The sequence below is a fragment of the Actinocorallia aurea genome, from assembly GCF_054783995.1.
Genome location: NZ_BAAGPQ010000038.1, coordinates 191,758 through 206,185 on the forward strand (window position 1 = coordinate 191,758; position 14,428 = coordinate 206,185).

A 14,428-nucleotide genomic window follows, 5' to 3' on the forward strand; every position below is an offset into this window, starting at 1 on the left:
TCGCAGGCTCGCTGCGGCGTCTCCCGGGAGGACGGAAGTGGCTCCGCCGACGCTCGACCGGCTCGACCTGAAGCTGCTCCAGGCGCTGGAACTCGACGGCAGGGCGCCGTTCAGCCGGATCGCGCGGGTCCTCGGGGTGTCCGACCAGACCGTCGCCCGGCGCGTCCGGCGGCTGCGCTCCACCGCCCGGCTGCGGATCACCGGCATGGCCGACGACGCGCGGCTCGGCAGGGAGACGTGGATCGTCCGGCTCGGCTGCACGCCCGACGTCGCCGAGCAGCTCGCCGCGGCCCTCGCCCGGCGGCCCGACACGCAGTTCATCGACCTGGTCTCCGGCGGCACCGAGGTGATGTGCGGGATGCGCCCGCGCAGCCGCCAGGAGCGCGACGACCTCCTGCTGGACCGGCTTCCGCGGACCCAGCGCGTCACCTCCGTCGGCGCCTACTGCGTCCTGCGGTCGTTCTGCGGCGGGCCGTCGGGGTGGCTGCGCAAGGCGAACGCGCTGGACCCGGACGAGGAGGCGGCGCTGCGCCCGCCGGAGGTCTCGCCCAGCCTGGGCCCGGTCGTCCTCGACGCCCTCGACGAGGCGCTCTTCGCGGCCCTCCGGGTCGACGGGCGGGCGCCGCTCGCCGACCTCCAGGCGGCCACCGGCCAGTCGGAGTCCGTGGTCCGGCGTCGGCTGGACCGGCTGCGTGCGGACGGAGTGCTGTACTTCGCCGTGGAGTATGACCATGTGTCCCTCGGCCACGACGTCGAGGCGATGTGCTGGCTGACCGTGGCGCCGCACGCCCTCGCCGCGGTGGGCGCCGCGGTCGCCGCCCATCCCGAGGTCCGGTTCGCCGCCGCCACGACCGGCGCCTCCAACCTCGTCCTGTCGGTCCTGACCCGCACCACCGACGCGCTCTACACCTATCTGACCGACAAGATCGGCACCCTCGACGGCATCCGGAGCGCCGAGACCGCCCTCACCCTCCGCCGCGTCAAGATCCTCACCTACGTCCCCGCCGCCGCACGCGGCTAGGCGTCAGGGCGTCAGGGCGTCGTGGACGGCGCGGATGGCGGTCAGCAGTTCGCGCGCGGGCAGGGCGCCTTCCGGGTCGCCGAGCCATTGGGCCGCGGCCCCGCCGAGCAGCATCTGCAGGTACGCGCCGACGTTCTCGGCCACGGCCGGGTCGACCCGCAGGCCGAAGAGTTCGACGAGCCCGAGCCGCGCCTCCCGGTCGGCCTCGGTGAAGGCCTGGCGGAGCTCCGGGTTCCCCTCGAACCGGGCGACCACCTCGAACTGGACGGTCCACAGCGCCCGGTGGGCGGCGAAGGACCGCAGCACGTCGGTCCACACCGCCTCGAAGCGCTCCGCGGGATCGGCGTGCGCGCCGACCGCCGCCGAGAGCGTCGCGGCGAGTTCGTCGGCCCACTCTCCGACGGCCTCGCGCAGCGCCTCGTTGAGGAGCGCCTCCTTGGAGCCGAAGTGGTAGCCGATCGCGGCGAGGCTGACGCCCGCCGCGGTGGTGATGTCCCGTGCGGTGGTCCGGCCGTAGCCCTTGTCGAGCAGGCAGCGCTTGGCGCCGGCCAGCAGGTCTTCGCGGTTGCCCATGCCGGGAGGGTATCCGAATGTCGATACAAACGTCTTAGACAAACGTCTTGCACAAATGTCTTAATCCGGGTTACCGTCAGGGCACACCCACGAAGGAGCCCCCATGGAAGGCAAGACCGTCCTCATCTCAGGCGCCGGCGTCGCAGGCATCGCGGCGGCCTACTGGCTGCGCCGCCACGGATTCGCGCCCACCGTCGTCGAGCGCGCTCCCGGGATCCGGGAGGGCGGCTACAAGGTGGACCTGCGAGGCGCCGCGCTGGACGTCGCCGAGCGGATGGGCCTCCTGGACGACGTGCGGAGCCTGCGCACCGGAGTGCGGTCCGGATCCGTCGTCGACGCCGCAGGGCGCAAGGCGGCGAGCATGGACGGCGACACCTTCGGCGGCCGCGTCCACGACGACGCCGAACTCCTGCGCGGCGACCTCCTCCACCTCCTCCACGAACTGACGAAGGACGAGGTCGAGTACCTGTTCGGGGACTTCGTCACCGCGCTGGAGGAGACCGGCGAGGGCGTCGAGGCGACATTCGGGAGCGGCGCGGTCCGCACGTTCGACCTGGTCGTGGGCGCCGACGGAATGCGGTCGTCCACCCGCGCGCTGGTCTTCGGCCCCGACGCCGAGTTCGTCCGCGACCTCGGCTATCACATCTCGATCTTCAGCGTCCCCAACCGCCTCGGCCTCGAGAGCGAGGAGGTCACCTACATCGGCCCCGGCCGCACCGCCCTGGCCTACAGCACCGCGCGGGACACCGAAGCCAAGGCCATGCTCCTGTTCGCCTCACCCGACTCGGCCTCACTCGAATCCGCCTCCGGCCGCCCCGACCGGCCCGGCGCGGAGCGGATCGTCGCCGACGTGTACGCGGGCGAAGGCTGGGAGGTGCCCAAGCTGCTCGCCGACATGCCCGCCTCCGCCGACTTCTACTTCGACTCCATCAGCCAGGTGCACATGGACCACTGGTCGCGAGGGCGTACGGTCCTGCTCGGGGACGCCGCCTACTGCGCCTCACCCGCGTCCGGCCAAGGCACCAGCCTCGCGCTCGTCGGCGCCTACCTCCTCGCCGGAGAACTCGCCTCCGCCGCCGACCACACGGCCGCCTACACCGCCTACGAACGGCTCATGCGGCCCTTCGCCGAGGAGAACCAGAAGCTCGGTCCGGCCAACATCAAGCGCATGGTCGTCGGCTCCAAGGCAGGGGTCCGCCTCTCCCTGGCCACGCTCGCGCTGATGTCCCGCCTCCCCGGCAAGGACCGGATCATGGCCAAGATGATCGCGCCGATCCACAGGGCGGCCACGGCGATCACCTTGCCCCGGTACTGAGGGCGCGTGCGGCGCGTGACGGTCCTGCGACAGACCGAGCACGCCGTCAGACCGAGCACACTGCGTCAGACCGAGCACACTGCGTCAGACCGAGCACTCGGAGATACGCCCGAGGAAGCGGATCCTCGCGGTGCCGTACTTGAAGCACGGCTGCTGCGACACCGGATCCCAGGCCGTCGGGGTCAGCTCGTTGGCGGCGCTGCCGCCGCAGGGGCCGGGCCCGCGGCCGTCGGGGGTGTCCCAGTAGCCGTAGTGGAACGGCAGGAACAGGGTGCCCTCGCGGATGTCGCGGACCCGCAGCCACGCGCGGACCGAGCCGCGCGGCGAGCACACCGCCACCCGGTCGCCGTCGGTGAGGCCGAGCCGGTCGGCGTCGGCGGGCGCGATCTCCACCCAGACGTCCGGGGCCGCCTCCTGGAGCTCGGGGACGCGTGCGGTCTTGGTGCGGGTGTGGAAGTGGTGGATCGTCCGGCCCGTGACGAGGGTGAACGGGTAGTCGGACGAGACGGGCTCCTCCGGGGCCGTGTACGCGGCGGCCTTGATGATCGCGCGTCCGTCGGGCGCGAGGTCGCGGTACTCGTCGGGCGTGACCGGATCGCCCGTCTCCAGGTTCTTGCCGTAGGTCTCGCAGGTGGCGAAGGCGGTGGGGAAGACGCCGTCGGCGTACAGGCGTTCGGCTCCGTCGGGCCAGGGGACACCGCCTTCGCGGAGCCTGCCGTAGGTGAGTCCGGTGTAGTCGCAGGGCCGTCCGGCCGAGCAGCGCTTCCAGGCGTCGAAGGCGGCCTCGGGGCCGTCCCAGGCGATCAGCGGGTCGCCGTCGCGGTTGCGGAAGTCCATACGCCGGGCGTAGTCGAGGAAGACGTCGAGGTCGGCGCGGGACTCGCCGGGAGGGTCCATGGCCTTTCCGGCGAAGTGGACGGTCCGGTCGGCGTTGGTGAACGTGCCGGTCTTCTCACCCCAGGTGGCGGCCGGCAGGACGACGTCGGCGAACCGGGTGGTCTCGGTGGGGAAGATGTCCTGGACGACGAGGAAGAGATCGGGCCTGCCGAGGATCTCCCGGATCCTGGACAACTCGGGCAGCGACACGGCGGGGTTCGTCGCGCTCACCCACAGCATCCTGACGTCGCCGGACTCGGCGAGCCGGAAGATCTCCATGGCGTGGGTGGACGGCGCGCCGTGGTCGAGCCTGGCCCGGTCGACCCGCCACAGATCGGCGAGTTCGTCGAGGTGGGCAGGGTTCTGCCAGTTGCGGAATCCCGGCAGTTCGCCGTCGGCCCCGCACTCGCGGGTGTTCTGCGCCGTCGGCTGCCCGTTCATCTGGAGCACGCCCGCGCCCGGCCTGCCGATCATCGCGCGCAGCAGATGGATGTTGTTCACCTGGACCGCGGTCGCCGTCGCCTGATGCGACTGGTAGACGCCCTGCAGGACCGTCGACAGCAGCCGGTCCGCGGCGCCGATGAGCTGGGCGGCCCGTCTGATGTCCCCGGCGGGGACGTCGCAGAGGTCCGCGGCCCAGGCCGGCGAGCACGGCGCGACGGCCGCGCGCAGGTCGGCGAACCCGACGGTGTGCGATGCGAGGAAGGCGTGGTCGATCCGGTCGTCGGCGATGAGCTGGTGCACGAGCGCGTTGAGGAGCGCGAGATTGGTGCCGGGCCGGGGCGCCAGATGCACCGAGGCCCGCTCGGCGACGGCGGTGTGCCGCGGGTCGACGCAGACGAGCTCCGGAGGGTGGGGCCCGGCCAGCCGGTCCAGGATCCGCATCCACAGCACCGGCTGGGTCTCGGCGACGTTGTGCCCGTACAGGGCGATCACGTCGGCCTGGTCGACGTCGGCGTAGGAGGCGGGCTGGCCGTCGCTGCCGAAGCTCTCCTTGAGCGCCTCGGCGGCGGTCGCCGTGCACAGCCGGGTGTTCCCGTCGAGGTGGTTCGTGCCGATCCCGGCCCGCGCCAGGACGGCGAGGGTGTAGTACTCCTCAAGGTAGAGCTGGCCGCTGGTGTAGAACGCGATCGACTCCGGCCCGTGCTCGGCCAGCAGCTCCCGCGTCCGCGCGACGATCGCGTCCATCGCGGCGTCCCACCCGACGGGCTCCTGGACGCCCTCGCGCGCGAGGAGCGGCGTCGTCAGCCGGTCGGGGGACAGCCCCGCCCGCCACCCGTAGAGGTCCTTCGGGCACAGCCGCCCCCGGTTGACCCGGTCCACGGCCCTCCCGCGCACCCCGCAGATCCGCCCCTGGCGGACCGCGATGTCCATCGCGTCCCCGTTGGAGTGCATCAGCGACGCCGCGGGCACCCACTCCTCGACGTCCTCCTCGCGAAGCCCGTCGTCCAGCATGAGATCGGTCCGCTCCGGCCAGGGCCCCGGCGGTCCGTACGGCGTGCGCGCCCCCCAGGGGTCCGCGGTCCTCATGGACATGACTCACCCCTCCCGCCTCCCAGTCAACGCCCCCCACCAGCTACCCAAGGCACACAAACCACCATCTCTCGCCCATGTCTCACATGGTCGTCTTGGATGGTCGCCTCAGACGGCGGCGCGCCGACATCGGCCGCGGGCCGGGAGGCCAGGGATCGTCGGGGATCGGCGGGGATCGCGCAGGGGCGGCCCCGGGCCGTCAGAGGTACAGGCCGGTGCCGTGTTCGACGCGCTCGGAGGCGACGGCGTGGAGGTCGCGTTCGCGCATGACCAGGTACTTGGCGCCCTGGATGTCGACTTCGAGCTGATCTTCGGGGTGGAACAGGACGCGGTCGCCGACCTTGACGGTGCGGACGTGGTGGCCGGTGCCGCAGACCTCGCCCCAGGCCAGGAGATTGGAGGAGTCGGCGGTCGCGGGGATGACGATGCCGCTGCTGCTCGTCCGCTCGGCCTCCTTGTCGGCCTTGATCATGACGCGGTCGTGCAGCATCTGGACTTCGAACTTCGGGTCGGACACGTCCCCGATTCTACCGAGCGGGGAGGCTGCCGGGGCTTGTCCTGACTTTCCCGGAGGGACCGGGCCGCGGGCCGCCCGGTAAGGCGGCCCGCCCGGCGAGGTCAGTCGTAGCGGCGGGCGGTCTTCGAGGAGATCCGGCCGATCAGACCCTTGGGGACGAACTTCGCGAACCCCACGATCGCCTTGTAGCGCGGGTCCGGGACGCTCACGGCACGGCCCCGGCGCAGGTCCGCGAGGGCGGCGTCCACCACCGCGTCGGCGTCGAGCCACAGGAGGTCCGGGGTGTCGCTCACGTCCATCTTGGCCCGCTCGTGGAACTCGGTCCGCACCAGCCCGGGGCACAGCGCCATGGCCTGCACGTTCGGTTCCCTGATCTCCTGCGCGAGGGCCTCGGTGAAGCTGACGACCCAGGCCTTGGAAGCCCCGTAGGTGCCGCGCGTAAGGAACGCCGCGACGGAGGCGACGTTGATGATCCCGCCCTTGCCGCGCCGGCGCATGCCCGGGAGTGCCGCGTAGGTGAGCCGCAGTACGGCCTCGCAGTGCACCTTGAGCATCCGCAGCTCGTCCTCGACGGGGACGTCGAGGAACGTGCCCTGGTTGCCGAAGCCCGCGTTGTTGATCAGCAGGTCGACGCCGTCTTCCAGGCGCTTCTCGACCCGCTCGATCCCGGCGTCGGTCGCCAGATCGGCCTGCAGGACCTCGGTCCGCACGCCGAACTTCCCGTGCAGCGCGTCGGCGGCGGTCGTCAGCCGGTCGTTGTCGCGGGCGACGAGGACGAGGTCGAGTCCCTCGCGGGCCAGGCGTCGGGCGAAGGCCGCGCCGAGGCCGGCGGTCGCGCCGGTGATGAGTGCGGTAGGCATGACCTCACCCTAGGTCCTGCGCCGCCGCCCCGTCGGGCACGGCGGCGGGACGCGGCGCCGGGAGGACGTGGAAGTCGGCGGGGTCGGGCCGCCGGGTCGCCCTGCGGTAGGCGAAGGTGTAACCGGGCCAGTTGTTGGTGTTGCGGCCGTCCTCGGTGAGGTACCAGCTGTCGCAGCCCGCCGTCCACACCGACCGCTTCGAGCGCTCGCGCATCGCCGCGGTGAACCGGCTCTGCGCCTCGCGCCGGACCTCGAGGACGCGCCCGGAGCGGACGCACCCGAGGATGTAGGCGATCTGGCTCTCGATCATGTAGACGATGCTGCTGTGGCCCAGGTTGGTGTTGGGGCCGTAGAGCAGGTAGAGGTTCGGGAAGCCGTGCACGGCGATGCCGAGGTGCGCCTCGGCCCCGTCCCGCCACGCGTCGTCCAGGGCCGCGCCGTCCCGTCCGGTGACGCGCATCGGGGCGAGGAACTCGGTGGCGCGGAAGCCCGTCCCGAAGACGAGGGTGTCGGCCCGGCGCAGCGTTCCGTCGGCGGTGACGATCCCCTCGGGCCGCACCTCCTTGACGGCGTCGGTGACGACCTCGACGTGCGGCCGCCGCAGCGCCGGGTAGTACTCGTCGGAGATCAGGACGCGCTTGCAGCCGAGCGGGTAGTCGGGGGTGAGCTTGCGGCGCAGCTCCGGGTCGAGGATCTCCTCGCGCAGCATCCTCAGTGAGCTGCGCTCCATCGTCTTCAGCAGGGCCGGCCAGGAGACGAAGCCGAGCGCGCGCGACTCCAGCAGCGTGTACAGCATCGCGCGGTTGAGGTCCTGGACGGCCGGGACCGCCGCGAACAGGCGGTGCTCCCACCGCCCGTACGTCCGGTCGGACTTGGCGACGACCCACGGCGCGGACCGCTGGTAGACGGTGAGGCGCGCGGCCTTCTCCGCGAGGTGCGGCACGAACTGGATCGCGCTGGCGCCCGTGCCGATGACGGCGACGTCCCGCCCGGTGAGGTCGTGGTCGTGGTCCCAGCGGGCGGAGTGGAAGGCCTTGCCGGCGAAGGTCTCAAGCCCGGGCAGGTCGGGCACCGCGGGCCGGTTGAGCTGCCCGGTGGCCGAGACGACGACGTCGGCGCGGACCGTTCCCCGCGACGTGGTGAGGAGCCAGCGCCCGTCCTGGAAGACCGCTTCGTGTACTTCGGTGTTCAGGCGCGGTTCGATTCCGTATTTCCGCACGCAATGGTGCAGATATTGGAGGATTTCCGATTGCTCGCCGAAGCGGCGGGACCAGTCGGGCTTTCGCTCGAACGAGAATGAGTACACATGCGAGGGAACATCGCAGGCCGCCCCCGGGTAGGTGTTGTCCCGCCACGTGCCGCCGATTCCGTCGGCCTTCTCCAGCAGCAGGACGGGGCCGATGCCCTCCTGCTTCAGCCGGATCGCCAGTCCGATGCCGCCGAAACCGGCCCCGACGATCGCCACCCGCACATGTTCCATAAGCGCATACTGACTGCGCGGGTGGCGGCCGTCCAGGGTCCCCTGTCCCGTCAGGTATCGGGAAAATCATCCTTCACCATGACGCGCAGGGCGTTCGGCAGCAGCGTGACCGTCATCGGGGTGCCCGGGTGCAGCTCGCCGTCCACGTCGGCGGCCATCGGCGGATCGGTGACGATCTTCACCTTCCCGGCGGTCAGGAACGGCGGCTGGGTGATCGTGCGGAACTGCCCGGTGAGCACATGCCGCGCGGTGGCCGACAGCAGCCGCAGCCGGCCCGCCCCACCGAGCGGATAGACCGCCAGCAGCCTGTCGTCCGGGCTGGCGTCCCTGGCGATCGGCCTGCCGCTGTGATGGGAGCCGTTGGCGATGTTGAGCTGGTGGGTCTCCAGCGTGTGCGCCTCGCCGTCGACGGTGAGCTCCGCGGTGAACGCGCGCTGCCGGGCGAGACTCACGATCGCGGTCAGCGGATAGGCGTTGCGGCCCAGATAGCGCTTCAGCAGATGCGGGACGTTCTCGGCCACCTGCACCGAAAGGCCCATGCTCAGCATGTTGGCGAAGATCTCCGGTGGGGAGCCGTCGGCACGGTCGATCTCGGCGAGGTCCACGTCGGCGACCTTGCCCCGGGCGATCACCTCGATGGCCCCGGCGAGCTTCAGAGGCAGCTGGAGGCCGCGCGCGAAGTTGTTGGTGGTGCCGAGCGGCAGCAGCCCGAGCGCGATGTCGCGGTGCGCCAGATGCCTGACGGCCTCCTTCAGCGTGCCGTCGCCGCCGCCCACCACCACGAGATCCGGCTCCAGCTCCAGTGCCTCGGCGAAGACCTCGGGCAGCTTCTCCGGATCGGCGACCGGGAACAGCCCGACGAAGCCGATGCGCGCCGCCAGCAGCAGCCGCAGCGCCTCGGTGTACTCGCGGCGGCCGCGGCGCGAGCGGGTGTTGACGATGAGGACCGCTTTGCCGCCCGCGCGGATGGATGCGCCGAGTTCGGCCTTGCTGCGCATCATGCCACCCCGTCGTCGGTTCGCGCTTTACACCATCGAGTACTCATGTGTCCTGCCGTTGACCTTCATCTTATTAATCTTTGCGGACAGGTGCGAACTGCCTTTCCGACGGGCAGAAAGTGATTACCAGAACAAGAATCTCATTGTGAGGCGGCTATGCGGAGGGCTGCTTGGTCTGTCATCGGAACCTTCTCCCTGATCTCGGCGGTCCTCAGGAACGTCGCGACCATCGCACCCGGCGGCCCGGCGCGGGCCCGGGTGCCTTCGGCCGACGACGGCGCCCGGGTCGTCGGTGAGCGCCGGAAGGGCCGGATGCTCGATCTCACCGTGCGATCCCCCGCCCTCGGCGAGGACCGGAGCGTCCGGCTCCTGCTGCCGCCGGGCTGGACGCGTGACGCGGCACGCACCTGGCCCGCGCTGTGGCTCCTGCACGGCCCGGGCGGCGACCACACGAGCTGGACGACGCACACCGACGCGGCGTCCCTGACCGAGCACGACGACTTCCTCGTCGTGCTGCCCGAAGGCGGCGCGTGCGCCGCCTACACCGACCCCCTCCGGCCGCGCCGCGGCGGCGCGCGCTGGGAGACCTTCCACATGGCCGAGCTCACCCAGATCCTGGAGCGCGGCTACCGGGCGGGCCCCGCGCGGGCCGTCGCGGGCTGCTCCCAGGGCGGAAGGGGGGCCCTCGCCTACGCGGCACGCAACCGTGGAACGTTCCGGGCCGTCGCCGCGTTCAGCGCCCCCGTCGACGTCCTGCACCACTCGGCCTCCGCCCTCGACGGGCCCGACCTCATGGAGGTGACGGCGGCCGTCGCCGGAGTCGACTGGACGAAGGTGTGGGGCGATCCCGGCGAGCAGCGCGCGCTGTGGAGGCGGCACAACCCCTACGACCTCGTCACCCAGCTCACCGGGGTGCGGCTGCACCTGGCGTGCGGCACCGGCGCCCCCGGACCCCTCGACCCCCTCCCGCACGCCGGACCCGATCCCGTCGAGTCCCTCGTGCACACCGTCAACACCCTGTACGCCGCCAAACTCCAGCAGCTCGGCGTACCCGCGACGACCCGCTTCCACCCCGGCACGCACACCTGGCCTTACTGGTCGCGCGAGTTCGCCCGCGCCCTCCCGATCCTGCGCGAGGCCCTGATCCCCCCACCCGTCACCGGCGAACGCGCCGCCTGAACCGCTCACGGGCCCGGGAGCGGCCGCCGCTGGAGGGCGGCGGCAAGGAGCTCGGGGAAGGCGTCGGGGGTGCAGGCGAAGGCGGGAACGCCCAGGGCCGCGAGCGCTTCGGCGGTGCCGTGGTCGTGGGCGGGCGCGCCGTCGTCGGACAGGGCGAGCAGGGCGATCATCTGCACGCCCGACCGCACGAGGGCGGCGGCGCGCGCGAGCATCTCCCGCCTGTCCCCGCCCTCGAACAGATCGCTCACCAGCACCAGCACCGTCCGCTCCGGCCGGGAGACCAGGCCCTGGCAGTACGCCAGGGCCCGGTTGATGTCGGTGCCGCCGCCCAGGGTGGTGCCGAACAGCACCTCGACGGGGTCGTGCAGATGCTCGGTGAGGTCCACCACCTCGGTGTCGAACGCGACGACCGAGGTCCGCAGCGCCGGCAGCGACGCCAGCACCGCGCCGAACAGGCCCGCGTAGACCACCGACGACGCCATCGACCCGCTCTGGTCGACGCAGAGGATCACCTCCCGCTCGACCGCGCGCCTTTTGCGGCCGTGCCCGACGAGGCGCTCGGGGACGATGGTGCGGCGCTCCGGCAGGTAGTGCCGGAGATTCGCCCGGATCGTCCGGTCCCAGTCGATGTCGGAGGGACGCGGCCGGGACGTGCGCGCCGCCCTGTCGAGCGCGCCCCGGACCGCCGCCCGCGTCTTGTCGGCCAGCCTCCGCTCCAGGTCGGTGACGACCTTGCGCACGACGGCCCGTGCCGACTCGCGCGCCCGCTCCGGCAGCACCTTCGCCAGCGACAGCAGCGTCCCCACCAGCCGCACGTCGGGCTCGACGGCGTCCAGCAACTCCGGCTCCAGCAGCAGCCGGTCCAGGTCGAGCCGCTCGATCGCGTCCCGCTGCATCACCCGGACCACCGACGCCGGAAAGTACTCCCTGATGTCCCCGAGCCACCGCGCCACCCCCGGCGCTGAGGCCCCCAGCCCACCTCTCCGACCTTCCCCTCCGTAAAGCGCGTTGAGCGCCTCATCCGCCTTCCGGTCGCGCCCTTCGGCCGCGACCCCGACCCCTTCCTCGCCTTCCGGCCCGAGTACCATCCGCCACCGCCGCAACCTCTCACCGTCCTCGTTCACGACCCCACCCCCCAACCCCATCCCGGGCGGGCCCTTCGACCCGTCGAAGGGCCACCATGTCGGGCCGGGGTTGAGGCATGCCTTCGTGGCGGTGCCTCGGCGCGGGGTGGGATTCCATGTCGGGCGTGCGTTCGGGTGCGGGTGGGTGGGTGAGGTGGGCCTGTGCGGGTGCGCTTGGGTGCGGGGAGGGTGTTCGCGCCCTGTGGGGGTTGTGGCGGTGTCGCGAGGTCGTTCACGTCTGCGCCTTTCGGGTCGGGTCGGGGGTGCGCAGGTCGAGGAAGGAGAGGACCGTGGCGATGGCGGGGGCGGCTCGGGGGCGGTCGAGGTCGGGAGCGGCGCGGGTGCGTTTGGCGGCGGGGCGGCGGACGGCGGTGGCCAAGGCGCGGCGCTCGGCCGTGGAGAAGCCGGCGAAGGTGCGGCGCAGCAGGGGGAGGGCGGCGTCGAAGGCCGAGGCGGGCAGCGCGGCGAGCCAGGAGTCCAGCAGGGACAGCAGGCTCTCGTCGTGCAGGAGGACGAGCGCGCCGTCGGACAGGAATCCCTCGATCCAGGCGGCGGCGCGCTCGGTCGGCGCGGCCGCCGAGACGGCCCGGGACATGCGGTCGGCCAGGTCGGCGAGTTCGCCCGCGTCGAGGAGGAGCCGGGTGAACCGGCCCGCGAGGAGCCCGTGCACGGACGGGGCCTCGGCGAGGGAGGACAGCGTTCTCAGCCAGCGCCCGGTGTGGGCCGGATCGTCCAGCAGCCCGAGCGCCTCGTGCACGGTTCCCACGAGCCGCAGCGCCTCGGCCGCCGCGTCGTCGTCCAGCGCGGAGACTGCCGCGGGCAGCCCCAGGCAGAACCGGACGACGAGGCCGTCCACCACCGCGCGCAGCGGGCCCGTGGGGGTACCGCGCACGTCGCCGTAGCGCAGCGACCGCACGAGCGGGGGCAGTGCGGCCATCAGGCGGGTCGCGTCGTGGTCTGCCGCGGCGCGGTCGGCGAGCGCGTGCATGACGTCCGGGAGCGCGTCGGCGAGGTCGGCGAGCAGGCAGCGTTCCGCGAGCGCCGTCAACTCGGGCAGATCGGGCGTCGCAGGCGTCATCACGGCGGCGGTGACGCGGGCCGTCGCCGCCTCCTCCACGCTCGTTCCGAGCGCGCCCGCCTCGATCAGCCGGACGTCGAACTCCGGCTGCCAGCGCAGCGTCCACGTCTCCTTGAAGGTGCCCTTGCCGCGTTCGGTCCCCGCGGGCTCGCCCCAGCCGACGTCCAGCAGGCGCAGCCGGTGCAGCAGCCGGCTGCGCCCGAGGTCGAGCCCCGTGCGCAGATCGAGGGTCTGCTCCTTGGCCTCGGCCGACGGCTTGAGCCGCAGCCGCCGCTGCTCCGCCGCAAGATCGCGCTGGAGCGGCACCATCGGGGTGCCCGACGGCACCGCCCCGAGCCGCTCGCCGACGACCAGGAGGCGCTCCACCAGGGCGACGGGCAGGTCGGCCCCCTCGCAGAGCACCGCCCGGACCGCCTCCGTCAGCTCCTCCAGGCCCGGCAGCGGCCTTCCGCGCAGGACCGCGAGGGACTCGGCGAGCCGCACCGCCTCGATCACATGCCCGGACGAAGCGGGCAGCCCCTCCTCGCGCAGCACCCTCGCCGCCGCGGTGAGCCACCGCTCGACCGGCCTGTCGGGCACCTCGAACAGATGCCCGTACCAGCCGGGCGAGGAGACCCCCGCGCCGTAACCGGACTCGCGGGTGAGCCGCCCGTGCGTCCAAGGCACCCAGGTCATCGCGACCTTCGCCTTGGGCAGGCCCCTGAGCGCGGCGGCGTCCCGGCTCGCCGTGATCCTGGCGCGCGCCTCGTCGACCAAGGCCGGCACATGCCACGCGCCGCACACCACGGCGATGTTGGAGTGCCCTTCCTTGAGCGCCTTGCGGATCGCCTGCCGCATCGCCGCCTCCCGCCGCTCCTCCCTGGGCGTGAAAGCCGAGTCGTCGCCTTCGCGGAGCGCGCACATCGCCTCGGCGACCGCGGCGAACCTGTCCGACCCGCCCCGCAGCTCGATCACGTCATCCCACCACCGCTCGGCGTCCTCATAACCCGCCGCCTCGGCCAGAACCCCGAGCGGGTCCGCCCTGACCCGCTCCCGCCACCCCTCGCCCCCACCCCCGCTCCCGGTCCGCCCCGCCTCCGCCCCGGATGCGCCCGACCCGCCTGGCGCGCCCCCGTCCGGTCCGCCCTGCGCACCGCCACGCGGTCCACTTCGCGGCATGCTCCGCGCGTCGCCTCCCGTCCCATCCTGGGGGGGACCCCCTCCAGGGTCGCTCTGGAAGCCGTCTCCCCATCCTCCTTGGGCTCCGTCTCCTGACAGTCTCTGCGCGTCACCTCCCGGCGTGCCCTGGGCGTCGCCACTCGGTCCGGCTTGGACTCGACTTCCCGGCAGTCTCTGCGCGTCGACTCCCGGTTCGCCTTGGGCGCCGTCTCCTGGCGGGCTCTGCGCGTTGCCTCCCGTTTTGTCCTGGGAGTCGCCTCCCGGCCCGTTTTGGGTGCCGCCTTCCGGTTGGCCTTGTGAGTCGTCCTCTGGCTCTACCTGGGTGTTGCCTCCTCGCTCGTTCTGGGTGATGTCGGCCGGGGTGGGTTGAGGGGTGTCTTCGGAAGGGGCCGGGGCGGCGAGGGTGTGGGCGGCGGGGAGGTCGATGAATCGGGCGGGGACGCCGTGGGTCAGGGCGTGCCGCAGGGCCCGCCATTCCGGGCTGAACGCGGCGAACGGCCAGAAGGCGGCGCGGGTGGGGGAGGCGTCGGCGGTGTAGGCGAGCAGCGCGACGGGCGGGACCATGCCGGGGTCGGCGGCCAGCGGCACCAGCGCGTCGGCCTCGGGCGGACCCTCGACGAGCACGATGTCGGGCCGCTGGGCGGCGAGGGCCTCGTCCAGCGCGCGCGCTGAGCCAGGGCCGTGGTGGCGGATGCCGTAGACCTCGACGGTCATGG

11 protein-coding genes are annotated in these 14,428 nt (G+C 72.7%); 3 read left to right on the forward strand and 8 right to left on the reverse strand.

From position 1 onward, the window contains the following. Window positions 1-37 precede the first annotated feature (37 nt). Window positions 38-1,021, forward strand: a complete 984-nt coding sequence (locus ACYVOM_RS39275; protein ID WP_460308705.1) for an Lrp/AsnC family transcriptional regulator — start codon at window positions 38-40, stop codon at window positions 1,019-1,021. A gap of 3 nt (window positions 1,022-1,024) precedes the next feature. Here the strand turns inward: ACYVOM_RS39275 and ACYVOM_RS39280 are convergent, their stop codons facing one another. Continuing rightward, entirely contained in the window at window positions 1,025-1,594 is a 570-nt protein-coding gene (locus ACYVOM_RS39280; RefSeq protein ID WP_460308706.1) for a TetR/AcrR family transcriptional regulator, read from the reverse strand. A 103-nt stretch (window positions 1,595-1,697) separates the two neighbouring features. Between ACYVOM_RS39280 and ACYVOM_RS39285 the strand changes: the two genes are divergently transcribed. Beyond that, window positions 1,698-2,909 carry an FAD-dependent monooxygenase gene (locus tag ACYVOM_RS39285; RefSeq protein WP_460308707.1) on the forward strand — a complete coding sequence of 404 codons (1,212 nt, stop codon included), beginning with the start codon at window positions 1,698-1,700 and terminating at the stop codon, window positions 2,907-2,909. Between the two features lie 84 nt (window positions 2,910-2,993). Here ACYVOM_RS39285 and ACYVOM_RS39290 read toward each other — a convergent pair whose 3' ends face one another. The 5 genes from ACYVOM_RS39290 to ACYVOM_RS39310 all read right to left on the reverse strand — a co-directional run bounded on the left by ACYVOM_RS39290 (window position 2,994) and on the right by ACYVOM_RS39310 (window position 9,176). Next, window positions 2,994-5,321 carry a molybdopterin oxidoreductase family protein gene (locus ACYVOM_RS39290; protein WP_460308708.1) on the reverse strand — a complete coding sequence of 776 codons (2,328 nt, stop codon included), beginning with the start codon at window positions 5,319-5,321 and terminating at the stop codon, window positions 2,994-2,996. A 196-nt stretch (window positions 5,322-5,517) separates the two neighbouring features. Then, complete coding sequence (locus ACYVOM_RS39295) at window positions 5,518-5,835, reverse strand: GroES family chaperonin (RefSeq protein ID WP_460308709.1); 318 nt, start codon at window positions 5,833-5,835, stop codon at window positions 5,518-5,520. 101 nt (window positions 5,836-5,936) lie between these two features. Continuing rightward, complete coding sequence (locus ACYVOM_RS39300; RefSeq protein WP_460308710.1) at window positions 5,937-6,695, reverse strand: SDR family NAD(P)-dependent oxidoreductase; 759 nt, start codon at window positions 6,693-6,695, stop codon at window positions 5,937-5,939. Window positions 6,696-6,699: 4 nt separating this feature from the next. Next, entirely contained in the window at window positions 6,700-8,175 is a 1,476-nt protein-coding gene (locus ACYVOM_RS39305; RefSeq protein WP_460308711.1) for a flavin-containing monooxygenase, read from the reverse strand. A 50-nt stretch (window positions 8,176-8,225) separates the two neighbouring features. Beyond that, on the reverse strand, window positions 8,226-9,176 hold the full coding sequence (locus ACYVOM_RS39310; RefSeq protein WP_460308712.1) for a diacylglycerol/lipid kinase family protein: 951 nt from the start codon (window positions 9,174-9,176) through the stop codon (window positions 8,226-8,228). 153 nt (window positions 9,177-9,329) lie between these two features. Between ACYVOM_RS39310 and ACYVOM_RS39315 the strand changes: the two genes are divergently transcribed. Next, on the forward strand, window positions 9,330-10,352 hold the full coding sequence (locus tag ACYVOM_RS39315; protein WP_460308713.1) for an alpha/beta hydrolase: 1,023 nt from the start codon (window positions 9,330-9,332) through the stop codon (window positions 10,350-10,352). 5 nt (window positions 10,353-10,357) lie between these two features. On the opposite strand, the gene ACYVOM_RS39320 is transcribed toward ACYVOM_RS39315, so the two are convergent. Together ACYVOM_RS39320 and ACYVOM_RS39325 are read right to left on the reverse strand one after the other, a co-directional pair. After that, the gene (locus tag ACYVOM_RS39320; protein WP_460308714.1) at window positions 10,358-11,497 is read right to left on the reverse strand and encodes a VWA domain-containing protein; all 1,140 of its coding nucleotides are present in this window, start codon (window positions 11,495-11,497) and stop codon (window positions 10,358-10,360) included. Window positions 11,498-11,708: 211 nt separating this feature from the next. Beyond that, window positions 11,709-14,426, reverse strand: a complete 2,718-nt coding sequence (locus tag ACYVOM_RS39325) for a DUF5682 family protein (protein WP_460308715.1) — start codon at window positions 14,424-14,426, stop codon at window positions 11,709-11,711. Between the last annotated feature and the right edge of the window lie 2 nt (window positions 14,427-14,428).

Bases quoted from the DNA above. Each gene is read 5' to 3' on its own strand.
- ACYVOM_RS39280 (WP_460308706.1), bottom strand. From the start codon at position 1,594: ATGGGCAACCGCGAAGACCTGCTGGCCGGCGCCAAGCGCTGCCTGCTC.
- ACYVOM_RS39285 (WP_460308707.1), top strand. From the start codon at position 1,698: ATGGAAGGCAAGACCGTCCTCATCTCAGGCGCCGGCGTCGCAGGCATC.
- ACYVOM_RS39290 (WP_460308708.1), bottom strand. From the start codon at position 5,321: ATGTCCATGAGGACCGCGGACCCCTGGGGGGCGCGCACGCCGTACGGA.
- ACYVOM_RS39300 (WP_460308710.1), bottom strand. From the start codon at position 6,695: ATGCCTACCGCACTCATCACCGGCGCGACCGCCGGCCTCGGCGCGGCC.
- ACYVOM_RS39305 (WP_460308711.1), bottom strand. From the start codon at position 8,175: ATGGAACATGTGCGGGTGGCGATCGTCGGGGCCGGTTTCGGCGGCATC.
- ACYVOM_RS39310 (WP_460308712.1), bottom strand. From the start codon at position 9,176: ATGATGCGCAGCAAGGCCGAACTCGGCGCATCCATCCGCGCGGGCGGC.
- ACYVOM_RS39315 (WP_460308713.1), top strand. From the start codon at position 9,330: ATGCGGAGGGCTGCTTGGTCTGTCATCGGAACCTTCTCCCTGATCTCG.
- ACYVOM_RS39320 (WP_460308714.1), bottom strand. From the start codon at position 11,497: ATGGGGTTGGGGGGTGGGGTCGTGAACGAGGACGGTGAGAGGTTGCGG.
- ACYVOM_RS39325 (WP_460308715.1), bottom strand. From the start codon at position 14,426: ATGACCGTCGAGGTCTACGGCATCCGCCACCACGGCCCTGGCTCAGCG.